Genomic DNA, 14,971 nt, shown 5'->3' with positions numbered 1-14,971 from the left:
AGTGATGCCCTATCTTTGTGATGTGAAAAACAAGCTTAATTCAATCACTATGAAGTATAAAAGTCGTAGCATCGCAAAGGTTATAATACCTGTGTTTTTAGTGGTATCTCTATTTGCATTTACTACTCATACCACAGAACAACCGGAGGGAACTCCATTGTTTATAACGGGTATCACTCCTTATAAATCCGGAATGATCGTATCTCAAAAAGGTGTTCAGAAGGTTTCTATTTATTCATCAGATTATAAAGAACGCTTGCAAGAGTGGGAACTGGATGAAATACCTACCGGAGTTGCTACAGATGGAGACCAGATTTATGCAACAGTGGCAGGTGAACATAAGAATGGTGTTTATTTCCTGTCTGCTTCCAATCCTTCGGAGAAAGTCTTTGTAGAAACGGCATCCGGTGCTTGTGCTCCTTTGGTAAATACGGGTAATGGTAGGCTGTATATTTGTAACCAGTTTGCCGGCACAGTGTCAGAGTTGGATAAGAATGGAAAGAATATAGTAAGAACGGTGAAAGTATTGCGTGAACCGAAATCTGCTGTCTTCGATAAAGAAGGCAAACACTTGTTTGTTACCAATTTCTTACCTATGCAACGGGCGGATGTAGATACTGTAGCTGCTTGCGTATCGGTGATTGATATGAACAGTTTCCGGAAGATAAAGGATATTCAACTGGCCAACGGAAGCAATGCCTTGCGTGGAATGTCGCTTTCTCCGGACGGACGTTATTTGCTGGTTACTCATAACTTGGGCCGTTTCCAGGTTCCGACCTCCCAGTTGCAACAAGGTTGGATGAATACCAGTGCTATCAGTATCGTTAATCTGGCTACTCTGAACTTTGAGGGTGCCGTGTTGCTGGATGAACCGGAACGGGGTGCAGCAGGTATCTGGGATGTGAAGTGCACGGATGATAAGATTGTGGTCAGTCACTCCGGTACCCATGAGGTCAGTGTGATAGATTATCCTGCGTTTATTCAGAAGTTTGAGCAATATCCTCAAAAGGATGCTTTGGCGTATGATTTACGCTTTTTATATGGTATGCGTAGACGTGTAGCGTTGGTAGGTAATGGACCGCGTTGTATAATGCTGAAGGATGGAACAGCTGTTGTTCCTACTTATTTCTCTGATACATTGAATATCGTGGACTTGAATACGGCAAATGTTCAGTCGGTTGCCATGGTGAAGAATCGTACGGAAAACAGAATACAGCGTGGTGAGAAATACTTTAATGATGCGGAACATTGTTTCCAGAACTGGCAGTCGTGTAACGGATGCCATCCGGGAGATGCGCGTATGGATGCCATGAACTGGGATTTGATGAATGATGGCATTGGCAATTCTAAAAATTGCAAGAGCTTGTTATTTTCCCATGTAACTCCGCCTTGCATGATTTCTGGTATTCGTGCTCATGCCGAGATAGCTGTTCGTGCCGGATATAAGCTCATTCAGTTCAGTGATCTGCCGGAAGAGTTCGCAGAATGTGTGGATGAGTATCTAATGTCATTGAAACCGGTTCCCAGCCCTTATCTGGTAAATGGTGAACTTTCAGAGAAAGCTAAACGGGGGCGTAAGGTTTATGAGAAGTTTAATTGCGACGAATGTCATTCCGGTCCCTATTATACGGATATGAAGATGCACCGTATCGGCGAAGATATTGAATTTGAGAATGGGTGGGATACCCCGACACTGCGTGAAGTCTGGCGCACGGCTCCTTATCTGTTTGACGGACGTGCTGCCACTATGGAAGAAGTGTTCACGGTGCATAAGCATGGCATTGAAAAGAAAATATCAGCTAAGGAAGCGGAAGAACTTGCCGAATACGTGAATTCACTTTAATAAAACAAGAAAGAAAGCCATGATTATACACGAAAATATAGAGATCATTCATTATTTCCTGCAGGTTGATAAAGCTCCATTTGAGAAAATGCTGACTCAGTTGCTGGTGGAATATAAGGCTATCCATACTCCCGTACGTATGGTAATATTCGATGCACCGATGGATAATGAAGAATATATAGCCCGTTTTGCTTGCATCAGGGAAGCTGTGAAAGGAATTTTCAAAGAAAATCAACCTACTGTAAGTTATGTGGCACAACCCCCTCAGACAATGGGGTTGCTGATGGAAGTGCATGAAGTGAAGTTGACGGAACAAGATCACATTAAATACCGGATGCAAGGAGATTTGCCTTATATCACTATCGAAAGAGAAGGTTGTAAGCGCTTGTTCCTGAGTGGTGTGACGGGAGACGTGCTGCATCAAAGCATCCGCGAGCAATCTCATGAAGTTTTCTTCAGAATAGCCGGGGTCTTGGAAGCGGAAGATATGTCGGTTTCCTCAATTATACGTCAATGGAACTATATTGAAAAGATAACGGCTTGTGATACAACCGGACATCAGCATTATCAGGATTTCAATGATGCACGTTCGCTATTTTATAATGGCGTGGAGTGGACTACTGGTTATCCGGCGGCTACCGGTATCGGAACTCAGTGGGGGGGCATTATGATTGATGTGGATACTTTACTCTGTAAAGATAGAAGTGTCCGGGTTCTTGGGGTGGATAATCCTTTGCAGATTGCCGCTCATGCTTACTCACAGAATGTATTATTGGGAAAAAAAGATGCGGCTCTTCCTCAAAAGACCACTCCGAAATTCGAACGTGCCAAGGCTGTATGGAAAGAGGATCATGGTTTCGTATACGTATCGGGCACAGCCGCTATTCGTGGTGAACAGAGTCTGGAAGGCGTTGGTATTGAACAGCAAACCCTGACTACCTTGGAGAATATAGAATATCTGGTATCCCGTGATAACCTCAATCGTTCCGGTATCCCTGTTACGGAGAATGCTACCCTTATCACCTTCCGCGTGTATGTGAAACGTTGGGAAGATATGGAAAAAGCGAAACAGGTAGTGACAGAACGATATCCCGATTTACCTGCCATCTATACTTTAACAGATGTGTGCCGTTCGGAACTATTGATAGAGATAGAAGGAATGGGAGTGCTTTGCTGAGGCTGATTATTAACCATTAAAATAGATAAGTACATGAGATTAAAGCAAGTATTAACCTTGGCATTAATTGCCGCCTGCGGTATGGGATTCGTTTCTTGTACGGCAGAATCTAAAAAAACAGAACAAGTTATGACACAGGAAAAGGCAACGTATCAGAAGAAGTACACGAATGCTGACTTCTACAAGGACGGAAAGTTTGATCAGGAAGCTGCTAAAGAAGCATTCCTTGACATGTTTAAATTTTATGGCGTGCCTTACACTCCGCTGATGGAGAAAGATATCTGGTTCACAGATTTCGGTTTGGGCGACTTTGAGAATGTAGGTATGGGAGGCATCTTCTGGGTAAACGATCCTGAATATGGCTATTTTGCACATGCTATTTATTTGTTGCCGGGACAGATGATTCCGGAACATGCCCATGTCAAAACGGCATTCCCTGCGAAACACGAGTCGTGGATGGTAAATCACGGTTGGGTTTATAACTTCTCCGAAGTAGGAGATGAAACACCGAATGCTCCTGCGGTTCCGGCATCTCACGGTCCTATCAAGAGCAAGAATTTTGTGAAGCAGAATGTGGGTGATGTCCTCCGTCTGAAAGAGCTGGGTACTTTCCACTTTATGATGGCCGGTCCTGAGGGAGCCATTGTAGATGAGTGGGCATGTTACCATGATAACGATGGTTTGCGTTTTACTAATGGACAGGCTGCTTTGTAAATCATTCAATAATTAAGAATACCATGAGAAAGATTAATCATTTTGGAGTACCGACCACCACACCGCAACCGGGTGAGGTATATGCGGAAGGATTGAAGGTATGGCTGACTAACTTTAATGAAAGCCCCAATAAGATAGAATACTTGCGTTTTGAAGAAGGCAGTTGGATGCCTGAGCTGATTCAGAAAGTAGCACATATCGCTTACGAAGTAGATGATCTGGCGGCTGAACTGGAAGGTGCAAAAGTATTGGTTGAACCGATGCCGGGCGGAGAGAATCTGACAATTGCTTTCATTGAAGAAGAAGGTATTGCTTTGGAGTTAATGCAGTTTGATAAATAATCAATTAGTAGAAAGAAACTATGATGAATAAATTCATAAATGATCCGGATAATCTGACAGCTGAATTGCTGGAAGGATATGTAATGGCTTATAGTAATCAGGTAGCCATCGGCGGAGAAAATATTATTGTGCGTGCACATGCGAAAGCTGAAGATAAAGTAGCTGTGATCACTTTGGGTGGTTCCGGTCATGAACCCGCATTAAGCGGTTTCGTGGGCGACGGAATGTTGGACTGCTCCGTAGTCGGTGATATTTTTGCAGCTCCGGGTGCACAACGCTTGTTCCAGGCTTTGCAGATGTTCAAACGTGAGGCCGGTATCTTGCTTGTGGTGTTGAACCACTCCGGCGATATCATGAGTGCAAACATGGCATGCCAGTTGGCTGAACGTACAGGCATTAAGGTAAAGACTATCCTGACACACGATGATATCAGTGCCGGGCTGGATGCACCGGACGAAGATCGTCGCGGTCTGGCAGGTTGTGTTCCTTTGATTAAAATCGTTGGAGCTGCTGCTGAAGAAGGTAAGTCACTGGACGAGATTATTGAAATAGGTGAACGCTTCAATGCACGTTTGGCTACGTTAGCAGTGGCTATGAAGTCCTGTACCCATCCGCAAAACGGTATGACCATCTCCGATCTTCCGGACGGTGAAATCGAAATCGGCATGGGACAGCATGGAGAAGGTGGCGGCGGTCGCAAGCAACTGGTTTCTGCCAATGAAACAGCCGAAGAAATGATCGGTTTACTGATGAAGAAGCTACAGCCGAAAGCTGGTAACAAGGCTTTATTAATCATTAATGGTGTAGGGGCAACTACGCACATGGAGATGAATATCGTTTATCGCAAAGCTCATCAAGTGTTGGAAAATGCCGGAATCGAAGTGGCTGCTGCCCGTATCGGTGAGTTGCTGACTGTTCAGGAGCAGGCAGGTTTCCAGATGATTCTTGGTTTACTGGATGACGATCATATCGATTATCTGAACAATAAAATGTCTAATGCTCCTTATTGGACGACTATCGGTAAATAAAAGATGGATAAACTGACTATAGATGATTTCAAGGAGATGCTTCGTAATGCGCTGGTGTGCATTACGGAGCGCTCCGATGAATTCTCAAAACTGGATGCGGTATTGGGAGATGGCGATCATGGAACAGCTATCGTTCAATCCATGTCTGCTCTTGTTGCTACGGCTGATAAGGGCACTGAATTTAAGTCGATGCTGAATGACATGAGTTTTAACCTGATGCTTGAGATTAGTGGTTCGACCAGTACATTACTGGGTGGATTCTTCCTGGGAATGAGCGACCATGCGGAGGGCACCGAACTGGATGTGGCGGGTGTAAAGGCTATGTTTGCAGGTGGACTTGAAGGTGTGAGAAAACAAACAAAAGCAAAACAGGGAGATAAGACAATGATGGATGCCCTGATACCGGCGGTAGAAGCCATTCAGACTTGTGATTCTGCTGATGTGAAGGCTATCCTGACAGCGGGTGCCGAAGCAGCCGTGAAAGGTGCTGAAGCTACCAAAGATATGAAGGCAAACTTCGGACGTGCCCGTAATTACGGCGAACGCTCTATCGGTTATGCGGATTCAGGGGCTTCATCCTGGTCGTGCATGTTTGATGCGTTTGCAAAAGCTTTATAGTAAATAACTAATGAAAAGATAAGAAATGGCTGATTTAGATGATTTAAGAGAAGGCTGCAATTTCGGTTTGGGGGTAGCTTCTACTAATAATAGTTTTCATGTGAAGGGAGCGGAACATCTTCCGTGGGGTATGAAAGATCGTTTATCACGTATCTTCAATCCGAAGACAGGCAGAACTGTAATGCTGGCATTTGACCATGGCTTCATTATGGGACCGACATCCGGTTTGGAGCGTATCGATTTGAATATTGTGCCGTTGATAGAATATGCAGACTGTCTGATGTGTACACGCGGCATTCTTCGTACAGTGATACCGCCCAGTACCAATAAACCTGTTTGCCTTCGTTCGGATGCCGGCACTTCTATTCTTACAGAATTGAATGACAATGTCTTGATTGACATTGAAGATGCGATACGTATGAATGTATCTGCCATGGCAGTCATGCTCTCTATCGGTGATGCAGCTCACGAAGCAAAAACAGTTGCCAACCTGTACAAGGCGGTGGATAAAGGCACCCGTTATGGCATACCGGTGATGGGAGTGACGGCTGTAGGTAAGGATATGGCGCGTGATGCCCGTTATTTCGGTTTAGCTTCCCGTATAGCTGCCGAGAATGGGGCGAATATAGTGAAGACCTATTATTGTGATGGTTTTGAAAAGGTGGTGGCAGCATGTCCTGTTCCTGTGGTGATTGCAGGCGGAAAGAAACTTCCCGAATTGGAAGCGTTGGAATTGTGCTATAAGGCAATCAGCGAAGGTGCTTCCGGTGTGGATATGGGACGTAACGTGTTCCAGTCGGAAGCTCCTGCTGCCATGATACAGGCTGTTCATGCAGTAGTACATGAAAACCTGAAACCGGAACAGGCACTCGAACTGTTCAATGAACTGAAGAATAAGTAACACTGATGTACAAGAAGAATGATGAGGGTTTATATAATTATTTGGATCATTCTTTCCATGGGATTTCGGGCGGCAGCACAAGATAAACTCTTGGTTGCCGGTTCCGGAAATTCGAATATCCTGCTGTTGGATAAACAAACAGGGAAAGTGGAATGGCAGCATACTCTGGAGAAAGGGGAAGAATGTAATGCGGTTGCTTTGACTCAGAAGGGGGAAATCTTGTATTCGTATAAGCGGGGAGCAAAACTCGTGACGTGGGACCATCAAGTGGTCTGGGATTATAAAACACCGGACAAGACGGAATTACAATCAGCCACCTTGTTGCAGAATGGTGGCGTACTATTGGGAATATGTGGCATTCCTGCCCAATTCATAGAATTGGATAAGAAGGGTAAAGAAGTAAACAAAGTAACATTGAATCTGGAAGTGGAAAGACCCCACAGCCAGTTCAGACAAGTATTCCAGCTCCGGAACAGGAATTATCTGATACCGGTAATGGCGAAACAGAAAGTGCTGGAAATAAGCCGTAAAGGGAAGATCATCGCTGAACATCAGATTGACGGTAAAGCATTCTCGTCTCTTGAACTTCCTGACGGAAATCTGCTGCTGCCTTGTGGCGACAACCATTATTACATGGTGATAGACCGTAAGACGGGCGAAGAGTTGAAACGGGTGAATGCACAGGATATTGAAGGGGTTGCTCTATTGTTTGTAGGGCAAATCCTGCAACTGCAGAATGGGAACCTGTTGATTTGTAACTGGTACGGACATACCAAAGATACCACGGTAGACGAACCGCAATTGATAGAGATAGATAAAAACGGTAAAGTGGTGTGGAGCTTACATGATAAGAAGAATGTCGGTAAGATATCTGCTGCCTGCTATATAGACAATTTCCGCTTGCCGGACTTAAAATAGGAGATTAACTTTAGAACAAAGTATTATGAATAAGAAATTATTAGTAATGTCTGTATGTATTGCCCTGTCGCTTCCCACTATGGCACAGCGAAGGGCAAGTGCGAAGGTGAAAGTGCCTGCTACGTGGGCGGAAAGCATTGCTGCGGCTAAAAATCAGGCCCATACGGAAATGCAAAAGACCTGCTTGCCGGTTGCATCGAAGGTGATTAAGGCAAAAGAGGCGGCAGTACCTTTTTCGGCGGATATAACCGGACTGGATGAAATGGTGCTTTATACCTGGGGTACTGTAGATGGTACAGGCGATGACCAGGCTGTATGGGCAAATGCTAAATTAGTGGCGGCAGATGGCTCTTCCGTTTGGTTGAACGACTTGAAAAGTACTTTCAAGAAAACAGGTAGTGGCAGTCTGCGTTTTAATGAGAATGCCAAAGGACAGGATGTGATCATGAAAGGCAAAACCTACAAACGTACGATCATGGCGAATGCCAATGCACAAATTGTGGTTCCTCTGGATAAGAAATATATCCGCTTTGAGGCGGAGATCGGATTGGAGAACCGCTCTTCTGCGGGTACGGTGATTTTTCGTCTCCAAGGGATTACCGGTGCGGAAGCTGCTTCGGATATTGTTGCTAAATACCCGACTGAGGCTACTTTGTTCCTGCCATTCGGTGGAAGCGATATGAAAGCATTGGTTACAACCTATGATGCCGACATCGAAAAGCATATAGCAACGGAAGTCATTAATCGGCTGAATGATAAAGCCTATTTCACTGCCCAGATTGCCCAGATTGCTTCTAAACCGATCTTGGACGATCAAGTTATCGGCTATTTGAATCTGGCACAGGAGGCCATGAAAGTATATCAGTTGCAGGAGTCCCTGAGTTGGCTGAATATGCGTGCCATTGAAGAAGCTTATAACGATATGGCAAAAGATGCCGGTTATGATAAGAATGCGAACCAGGCCAAGCTTGCTGAACTGAAGCTACTGATTGGAAAAGGATTCTCCGGCATTTATAAGAATGAGGCTTCTGCCCTGGAAGCTGCCAACAAAGCTTTGCAACTGAAGCGTGATATCTTGCTGGCAAATACAGCGTTGGATATGGATAAGATAATTGTCGGTCGTTACAAGATAGGTACTTCTGCCCGTCAGGTGAATCCGCGTGCCCTGGGTACTCAGAATAACAACTGGTCCAATCAGACTTCAGCTTCACGCGGTGGTTTTAATGCTGAGATTGCAGAGTTATCCAACCTGCGTGGAGATGTTAAGACTCGTACTATCTTTAAGCCTACCAACGGTTCTTCTGTTCCTGATTTGAAACTACATTGGGATGCTGAACGTCTGATGTTCTCTATGATAGATACCGACCGCCGCTGGCAAGTATTTGAAGTGAAGCTGGATGGTACTGGTTTGAAGAAGCTCATAGAAACTCCGGAAAAGGATTTGGAATTTTTTGATGCTACTTATTTGCCTTCCGGTAAGCTTATCGCCGTATCTAATATCGGTTATAACGGTGTACCTTGTGTGAATGGTAATGACGAAGTAGGCAATATGTGCTTGTATGATCCGAAAGATGGTTCTTTGCGTCGTCTGACTTTTGACCAGGATGCTAACTGGGCGCCAACGGTTATGAATAATGGCCGTATCATGTATACACGTTGGGAATATACGGATTTGACTCACTATTTCTCTCGCTTTGTAATGCACATGAATCCGGACGGAACGGAACAGAAGTCTTTGTATGGTAGTGGTTCTTACTTCCCGAACAGTACGTTTGATGCCAAACCGCTGCCCGGTGGTTCATCACAGTTTATCGGTGTGATTTCCGGTCACCATGGTGTGACACGCTCCGGACGTTTAATGTTGTTTGATCCTTCAAAGAGCCGTAAGTCAGAGAAAGGTATGTTACAGGAATTGCCTTTCCGCGACCGTAAGATAGAACCGATTGTAAAAGACCGTTTGGTGGATGGCGTATGGCCTCAGTTTATCAAGCCTTATCCATTGACGGATAAATATTTCCTGGTTACTGCCAAGCTGAATGAAAGTGCCCTGTGGGGAGTCTATCTGATCGATATATACGATAACCTCACGTTGATTGCCGAATTTGAAGGTGAAGGTCTTATTTGCCCGACTCCGGTTGTGCAGCGTCCGGTACCTCCTGTGATTCCTGAAAAGATTAATCTGGCCAGTAAAGAGGCTACCGTATTTATTCAGGATATATACGAGGGTGAAGGTCTGGAAGGTGTGCCCCGTGGTACAGTAAAAGCATTCCGTGTGCTTGCTTATGAGTATGCTTATAACAGAACTCCGTCGGACCATTGGGCGCAGGGTGTTCAGAGCGGCTGGGATATCAAGCGCTTGTTGGGTACCGTTCCTGTAGAAGAAGACGGCTCTGCGATATTTAAGATTCCTGCCAATACACCGATCTCATTGCAGCCGTTGGATTCGGAAGGACGTGCCATTCAGTGGATGCGCAGCTGGCTGACCGGTATGCCGGGAGAAACAGTTTCTTGTGTAGGCTGCCACGAAGACCAGAACCAATTGCCTATACCGAAACGTGTGAAAGCTTCGGCTATGGCTCCCCATGAAATTACGAAGCCCGAAGGTGGCGTGCGTTCTTTCACTTTTGATCTGGAAGTACAGCCTGTGCTGGATCGTGCTTGTATTGCCTGCCACGATGGTTCCAATAAACTGGCTGACTTTACAGGTGGGAAGATAGATAAGTTCTCCGGTTTCGGAGTCAGTTACTTGAATCTGCATCCTTATGTGTACCGTCAAGGTCCGGAAGCAGAGATTGAAGTGCTCGATCCGTATGAATATCATGCTTCCGTGAGTCCGTTGATCAAGATATTAAAGACGGGACATCATGGAGTGGAACTGACTGACAAAGAATGGCAAGCTCTGTATAACTGGATTGACTTCAATGCTCCTTATCATGGCAAGTTCAAAGCCAATGAGTTTAAAGGAGTGGAACAAATCAGCCGCCGTACGGAATTGACGGAGAAATATGCCCGCTCCGGTGTAGACTGGCAGGCTGAGATCCGTTCGTATGCCAAATACCTGGAAGGACAAGAGAAACCGGTTCCAGTGAAACCGGAAAAGAAGGAGTATAAAGACAAGGATGTAAAAGTCAAAGGCTGGCCGTTTGATAAAGCCGCTGCCCAGACTATGCTTGCCAAAGAAGGAGAAACGAAAATGAGCATTGAATTAGCTCCGGGTATAAAAATGAATTTTGTCCGTGTTCCTGCCGGTTCATTTGTGATGGGTAGTAACAGAGGTCATTCCGATTACTCTCCTGCTCATAAGCAAGTTGTGAAGAAAGGATTCTGGATGGGTGAGATTGAAGTCAGCAATGAACAGTTCCGCACGATCTTCCCGGAACATGACAGCCGCTTTATCCGCCAGTTGTGGAAAGACCATGTACACCAGGGCTATCCTGCCAACAACCCTGAACAGCCTGCCATCCGTGTGAGTTGGGAAGAGGCAATGGCATTCTGCAAGAAGCTGAGTGAAAAGACCGGTAAGACTGTTACTCTTCCTACCGAGGTTCAGTGGGAGTGGGCTTGCCGTGCAGGTAGCGACGGTGAGTTCTGGTATGGTTCTTTAAACACAGACTTTGGTAAGTTTGAGAATCTGGCTGACAAGCACCTGAATCAAATGGCGGTGAAGGGAGTAAATCCGATGCCGATGAAGGAGAATGATCCCTGGTATAAGTACTATACTTATCAACCTAAAGAGAATGGTGTGGATGACGGCAATATGCTGATGGTGAAAGGCGGTGAGTACCAAGCTAATGCGTGGGGACTCTATGATATGCAGGGTAATGTTGCCGAATGGACGTCCTCTGATTATCTGCCTTATCCTTACAATGAAAAGGTGCAAGGTACGGGTACGGAGAAAGTGGTTAGAGGCGGATCATGGAATGATCATCCGAAAGCGTCCACCACATACTACCGCAGATCGTATTTGCCTTGGCAGAAAGTATATAATGTAGGCTTCCGTGTGATTATCGAAGATTAATTTAGTGGTTAGGGTTTAGTGATTAGTGATTAATAGGCTGCGCTATCATACCGCATAGTGTTAATCACTAATCACTAAACCCTAACCACTAAATATTAAGTGGAGAATGGAAATATGAAAACTATAGGTTTAGTGGCCGGTCCGTGTAGTGCGGAAAGTCGTACACAGATGTTGGAAACAGCAAGAGGGCTGAAAGAGATGGGGGTTGGCATTCTGCGTGCCGGTTTGTGGAAGCCCCGTTCGCGCTGTGGAACATTTGAGGGAGTTGGCGAAGAAGGACTGGACTGGATGCGAGAGATACAACAGGAACTGGGATTCCGGGTTATGACTGAGGTGGCACTTCCCTGCCACGTGGAAGCTGTACAGAAAGCTGGTCTGGATATGATCTGGATTGGTGCGCGTACTACGGTCAACCCTTTTATGATGCACGAACTGGCAGAAGCCCTGCGCGGGTGCGATATGCCGGTATGGGTGAAGAATCCTGTATGTCCCGACGTAGACTTATGGATTGGTGCGGTAGAACGCCTTCAACAGGCCGGACTGAAAGACATCCGCATCATTCATCGTGGTTTCTGCACGGTAGATAGTTCTCCTTACCGCAATGCCCCTCTTTGGGAGTTGGCGGAACGTTTTCATACTCATTTTCCTGAATTGCCTTTCTACTGTGATCCGAGCCATATCGGAGGAAAACGTGAATTATTGACGGCTATTTGCGAGAAAGCCATATCTTTGCACGCTGACGGTCTGTTTATCGAGTCGCATTGCTGTCCGCAGAAAGCTCTTTCTGATGCTGCCCAGCAGCTGACGCCACCGGCACTGGCAGAACTGTTGGATACGTTGAATGTTTCAATAGAATGATATACACATGAAAAAAGTAAGCTCCTCCCTGAAAGCGCTGTTCACCTCGTGGAAGATAACATTGGTATTGCTCGTGCATTATGTGATCCTGCTGGCTGCCGCAACTTTTGTCGAGAAGGCGCAAGGGACGGCAATGGCAAGGGAAATAATCTATAACAATCCGCTTTTCTATCTTCTGCAATTTCTTTTGATTCTCAATTTCTGTGCTACTGCCTGGCAAGCCCGTCTGTGGAGCCAGCGCAAATATGGAGTCTTACTGTTGCATATCTCCTTTATTGTAATCCTGCTGGGGGCATTGGTGACCAATATGTTCGGTTTTGAGGGCATTGTGCATATTAGGGAAGGAGAAACCGTGTCCCATATGCGTACGACGGAAGATCAATGTCCGTTGCCTTTTTCCATCCGCCTGGATGATTTTAAGTTAGTTCGCTATCCCGGCTCTCACAGCCCTTCTTCTTTTGAGAGTTTCCTTACCATTCATACGGAAGAGGGAGAACGGAGCGAACACATCTACATGAATAAGGTGATTTACGAGCAGGGATACCGGCTCTACCAGTCCTCCTATGATGCCGATGAACAGGGCACCATCTTGACCGTCAACAATGATACGGCAGGAACAAGTATTACGTATGCCGGATATCTGCTGCTGCTTGCCGGTATGTTACTGACCCTGGCAGATAAAAAGTCCCGTTTCCGCCAACTGGCAAAGCAATTGAAACGGGTGACTCCTCTTTTGCTACTGGCTTTTCTTCCCACCCTTTCTTTTGCGCAAAAGACTGAAACGGAACATCTGCTGAAGAACACCATCCCTGCGGAACAGGCTGAACAATGGGGACGAATGCAGATACAATGTCCTACAGGCCGTATTGAACCTGTAGATACTTATACGGACAAACTCTTGCGCAAGATCTACCGTAGCGATACTTTCGAAGGACTTAGTTCCGAACAGGTCATTATCGGCTTTCTTATGAATCCGTCTTACTGGGGAAATATTCCTTTTATCCGCCAGACTAATAAAGAATTGCCGCAAGCCTATTCTCTACCCGAAGGTAAATATATCCGTTTCTTTGATGTATTCAGTGAAGATGGCAGCTATCTGATTTCCGATGCCGTAGACAAGGCGTATTCCCGTCCGGCAGCCGAACGTTCGCGGCTTGAAAAGGACCTGTTGAAGCTGGACGAAAAGATTAATATCTTGTATTCCCTGCAACAAGGAAAGATGTTTGCACTGTTCCCGTTGCCGGGAGATACGAGTGGCAAATGGTATTCTCCGGGAGATGATTTAAGTGTGTATTCCGGGAAAGACTCTCTGTTCGTATCGAAAATCATGCCGTGGTATTTGGGAGAAGCTTTTGATGCCTTGCGTACCGGTACATGGGAGAGCGCAGGAGAGGTGCTTTCCATGATGAACGTGTATCAACAGAAGCAGAGCGCTACACCTTTGCTGACGGAGAAGCAAGTGTCGTGGGAATTGTTTTATAATAAAGCACGTTTGTTTTTCTGGTCGGCTATGGGGTATATGGCGGTCGGACTGTTATTGTTGATATTCGTGGTAGGGCAGTTGCTGAAACCCAGACGCTGGGTTAAAACCGTTATCATTCCCTTGGTGGCGTTGGTTGTGCTGATCTTCTTGTTGCATACTTCCGGAATCGGCATCCGTTGGTACATATCCGGGCGTGCTCCCTGGGCCAATGCTTATGAGTCCATGATATATGTAGCCTGGGCTACAGCGTTGGCGGGACTTTTGTTTATCAAGCGTTCCTCCATGACGTTGGCTTTGGCGGCTTTCTTCGCAGGTATCATCCTGTTTGTTGCCAACCTGAACTTCATGGACCCCGAAATCACTCCCCTGGTTCCGGTGTTGAAGTCTTATTGGCTGATGATACATGTGGCTGTAATTACGGCAAGTTATGGCTTCTTCGGTATCAGTTTCCTGCTCGGCCTGCTTACACTTGCATTCATGAGTGCCGGTAATCCGTCGAAAGTAGCCTTGTTGCAGCCCCATATCCGTGAACTCCGCATCATCAATGAAATATCCCTGCATATAGGGCTTTATCTGCTGACGGCAGGCATCTTCCTCGGTGCTGTTTGGGCAAATGAGTCGTGGGGACGTTATTGGGGCTGGGACCCTAAAGAGACTTGGGCATTGATTACGATGGTGGTTTATGCTTTTATTCTGCATGCACGCTTTCTTCCCGTTCTCCGTTCGGATTATGTATTCAGCGTCATGTCCGTACTGGGCCTTGCTTCGGTACTGATGACTTACTTTGGTGTGAACTACTACTTGTCCGGTCTTCATTCGTATGGCGGAGGTGATACACCGCCGGGACTGACTGCTGTATTCATTACATACGCCTGCGCTTTTGCGCTGATGATTTACGCAGGGTATAGTCAGCGTAAACAGTAAATTTCTTATTTATTCTCATCGCTTTGAGAATATTTACTCAATGCGATGAGAAAGGATTCTCAAAGTGATGAGAAAGGATTCTCACCATGGTGAGTATTTGATCCCAATAAAGCGAGAATTTGATGATTACGGTATATCTATTTGCTGA

The 14,971-nt window shown here is 45.7% G+C and carries 11 protein-coding genes; all 11 read left to right on the top strand.

Annotation, left to right across the window (positions count from 1 at the left end; genetic code table 11):
- Positions 1–49 precede the first annotated feature (49 nt).
- The 11 genes from DW036_RS07210 to ccsB all read left to right on the top strand — a co-directional run bounded on the left by DW036_RS07210 (position 50) and on the right by ccsB (position 14,823).
- On the top strand, positions 50–1,843 hold the full coding sequence (locus tag DW036_RS07210) for a YVTN family beta-propeller repeat-containing protein (protein WP_369906072.1): 1,794 nt from the start codon (positions 50–52) through the stop codon (positions 1,841–1,843).
- 19 nt (positions 1,844–1,862) lie between these two features.
- Positions 1,863–3,020: a hypothetical protein gene (locus DW036_RS07205; RefSeq protein ID WP_118462470.1), complete on the top strand. Its 1,158-nt coding sequence runs from the start codon at positions 1,863–1,865 to the stop codon at positions 3,018–3,020.
- Between the two features lie 33 nt (positions 3,021–3,053).
- Entirely contained in the window at positions 3,054–3,734 is a 681-nt protein-coding gene (locus tag DW036_RS07200; protein ID WP_118462468.1) for a hypothetical protein, read from the top strand.
- Between the two features lie 23 nt (positions 3,735–3,757).
- Complete coding sequence (locus tag DW036_RS07195; protein ID WP_025726315.1) at positions 3,758–4,075, top strand: VOC family protein; 318 nt, start codon at positions 3,758–3,760, stop codon at positions 4,073–4,075.
- Positions 4,076–4,095: 20 nt separating this feature from the next.
- Positions 4,096–5,103, top strand: a complete 1,008-nt coding sequence (locus DW036_RS07190; protein WP_007214669.1) for a dihydroxyacetone kinase subunit DhaK — start codon at positions 4,096–4,098, stop codon at positions 5,101–5,103.
- 3 nt (positions 5,104–5,106) lie between these two features.
- The gene (locus DW036_RS07185; protein WP_118462466.1) at positions 5,107–5,721 is read left to right on the top strand and encodes a DAK2 domain-containing protein; all 615 of its coding nucleotides are present in this window, start codon (positions 5,107–5,109) and stop codon (positions 5,719–5,721) included.
- 25 nt (positions 5,722–5,746) lie between these two features.
- Entirely contained in the window at positions 5,747–6,622 is an 876-nt protein-coding gene (lsrF, locus tag DW036_RS07180) for a 3-hydroxy-5-phosphonooxypentane-2,4-dione thiolase (protein WP_118462464.1), read from the top strand.
- A gap of 18 nt (positions 6,623–6,640) precedes the next feature.
- Complete coding sequence (locus DW036_RS07175) at positions 6,641–7,540, top strand: PQQ-binding-like beta-propeller repeat protein (protein ID WP_118462462.1); 900 nt, start codon at positions 6,641–6,643, stop codon at positions 7,538–7,540.
- Positions 7,541–7,565: 25 nt separating this feature from the next.
- Entirely contained in the window at positions 7,566–11,558 is a 3,993-nt protein-coding gene (locus DW036_RS07170) for an SUMF1/EgtB/PvdO family nonheme iron enzyme (RefSeq protein WP_118462460.1), read from the top strand.
- A 114-nt stretch (positions 11,559–11,672) separates the two neighbouring features.
- Positions 11,673–12,416, top strand: coding sequence for a phospho-2-dehydro-3-deoxyheptonate aldolase (locus tag DW036_RS07165; protein ID WP_118463166.1), 744 nt, complete (start codon positions 11,673–11,675; stop codon positions 12,414–12,416).
- 7 nt (positions 12,417–12,423) lie between these two features.
- Positions 12,424–14,823, top strand: a complete 2,400-nt coding sequence (ccsB, locus tag DW036_RS07160; protein ID WP_118462458.1) for a c-type cytochrome biogenesis protein CcsB — start codon at positions 12,424–12,426, stop codon at positions 14,821–14,823.
- Positions 14,824–14,971: the final 148 nt, after the last annotated feature.

The sequence above is a fragment of the Bacteroides sp. AF39-11AC genome, assembly GCF_003474285.1.
In the GTDB taxonomy this organism is placed as follows: domain Bacteria; phylum Bacteroidota; class Bacteroidia; order Bacteroidales; family Bacteroidaceae; genus Bacteroides.
This window is presented reverse-complemented; position numbering and strand designations above follow the sequence as displayed.

Excerpts from the sequence above, each read along its gene's own strand:
- lsrF (WP_118462464.1), top strand. The coding sequence starts at position 5,747 with ATGGCTGATTTAGATGATTTAAGAGAAGGCTGCAATTTCGGTTTGGGG.
- DW036_RS07205 (WP_118462470.1), top strand. The coding sequence starts at position 1,863 with ATGATTATACACGAAAATATAGAGATCATTCATTATTTCCTGCAGGTT.
- ccsB (WP_118462458.1), top strand. The coding sequence starts at position 12,424 with ATGAAAAAAGTAAGCTCCTCCCTGAAAGCGCTGTTCACCTCGTGGAAG.
- DW036_RS07200 (WP_118462468.1), top strand. The coding sequence starts at position 3,054 with ATGAGATTAAAGCAAGTATTAACCTTGGCATTAATTGCCGCCTGCGGT.
- DW036_RS07210 (WP_369906072.1), top strand. The coding sequence starts at position 50 with ATGAAGTATAAAAGTCGTAGCATCGCAAAGGTTATAATACCTGTGTTT.
- DW036_RS07165 (WP_118463166.1), top strand. The coding sequence starts at position 11,673 with ATGAAAACTATAGGTTTAGTGGCCGGTCCGTGTAGTGCGGAAAGTCGT.
- DW036_RS07175 (WP_118462462.1), top strand. The coding sequence starts at position 6,641 with ATGATGAGGGTTTATATAATTATTTGGATCATTCTTTCCATGGGATTT.
- DW036_RS07195 (WP_025726315.1), top strand. The coding sequence starts at position 3,758 with ATGAGAAAGATTAATCATTTTGGAGTACCGACCACCACACCGCAACCG.
- DW036_RS07170 (WP_118462460.1), top strand. The coding sequence starts at position 7,566 with ATGAATAAGAAATTATTAGTAATGTCTGTATGTATTGCCCTGTCGCTT.
- DW036_RS07190 (WP_007214669.1), top strand. The coding sequence starts at position 4,096 with ATGATGAATAAATTCATAAATGATCCGGATAATCTGACAGCTGAATTG.
- DW036_RS07185 (WP_118462466.1), top strand. The coding sequence starts at position 5,107 with ATGGATAAACTGACTATAGATGATTTCAAGGAGATGCTTCGTAATGCG.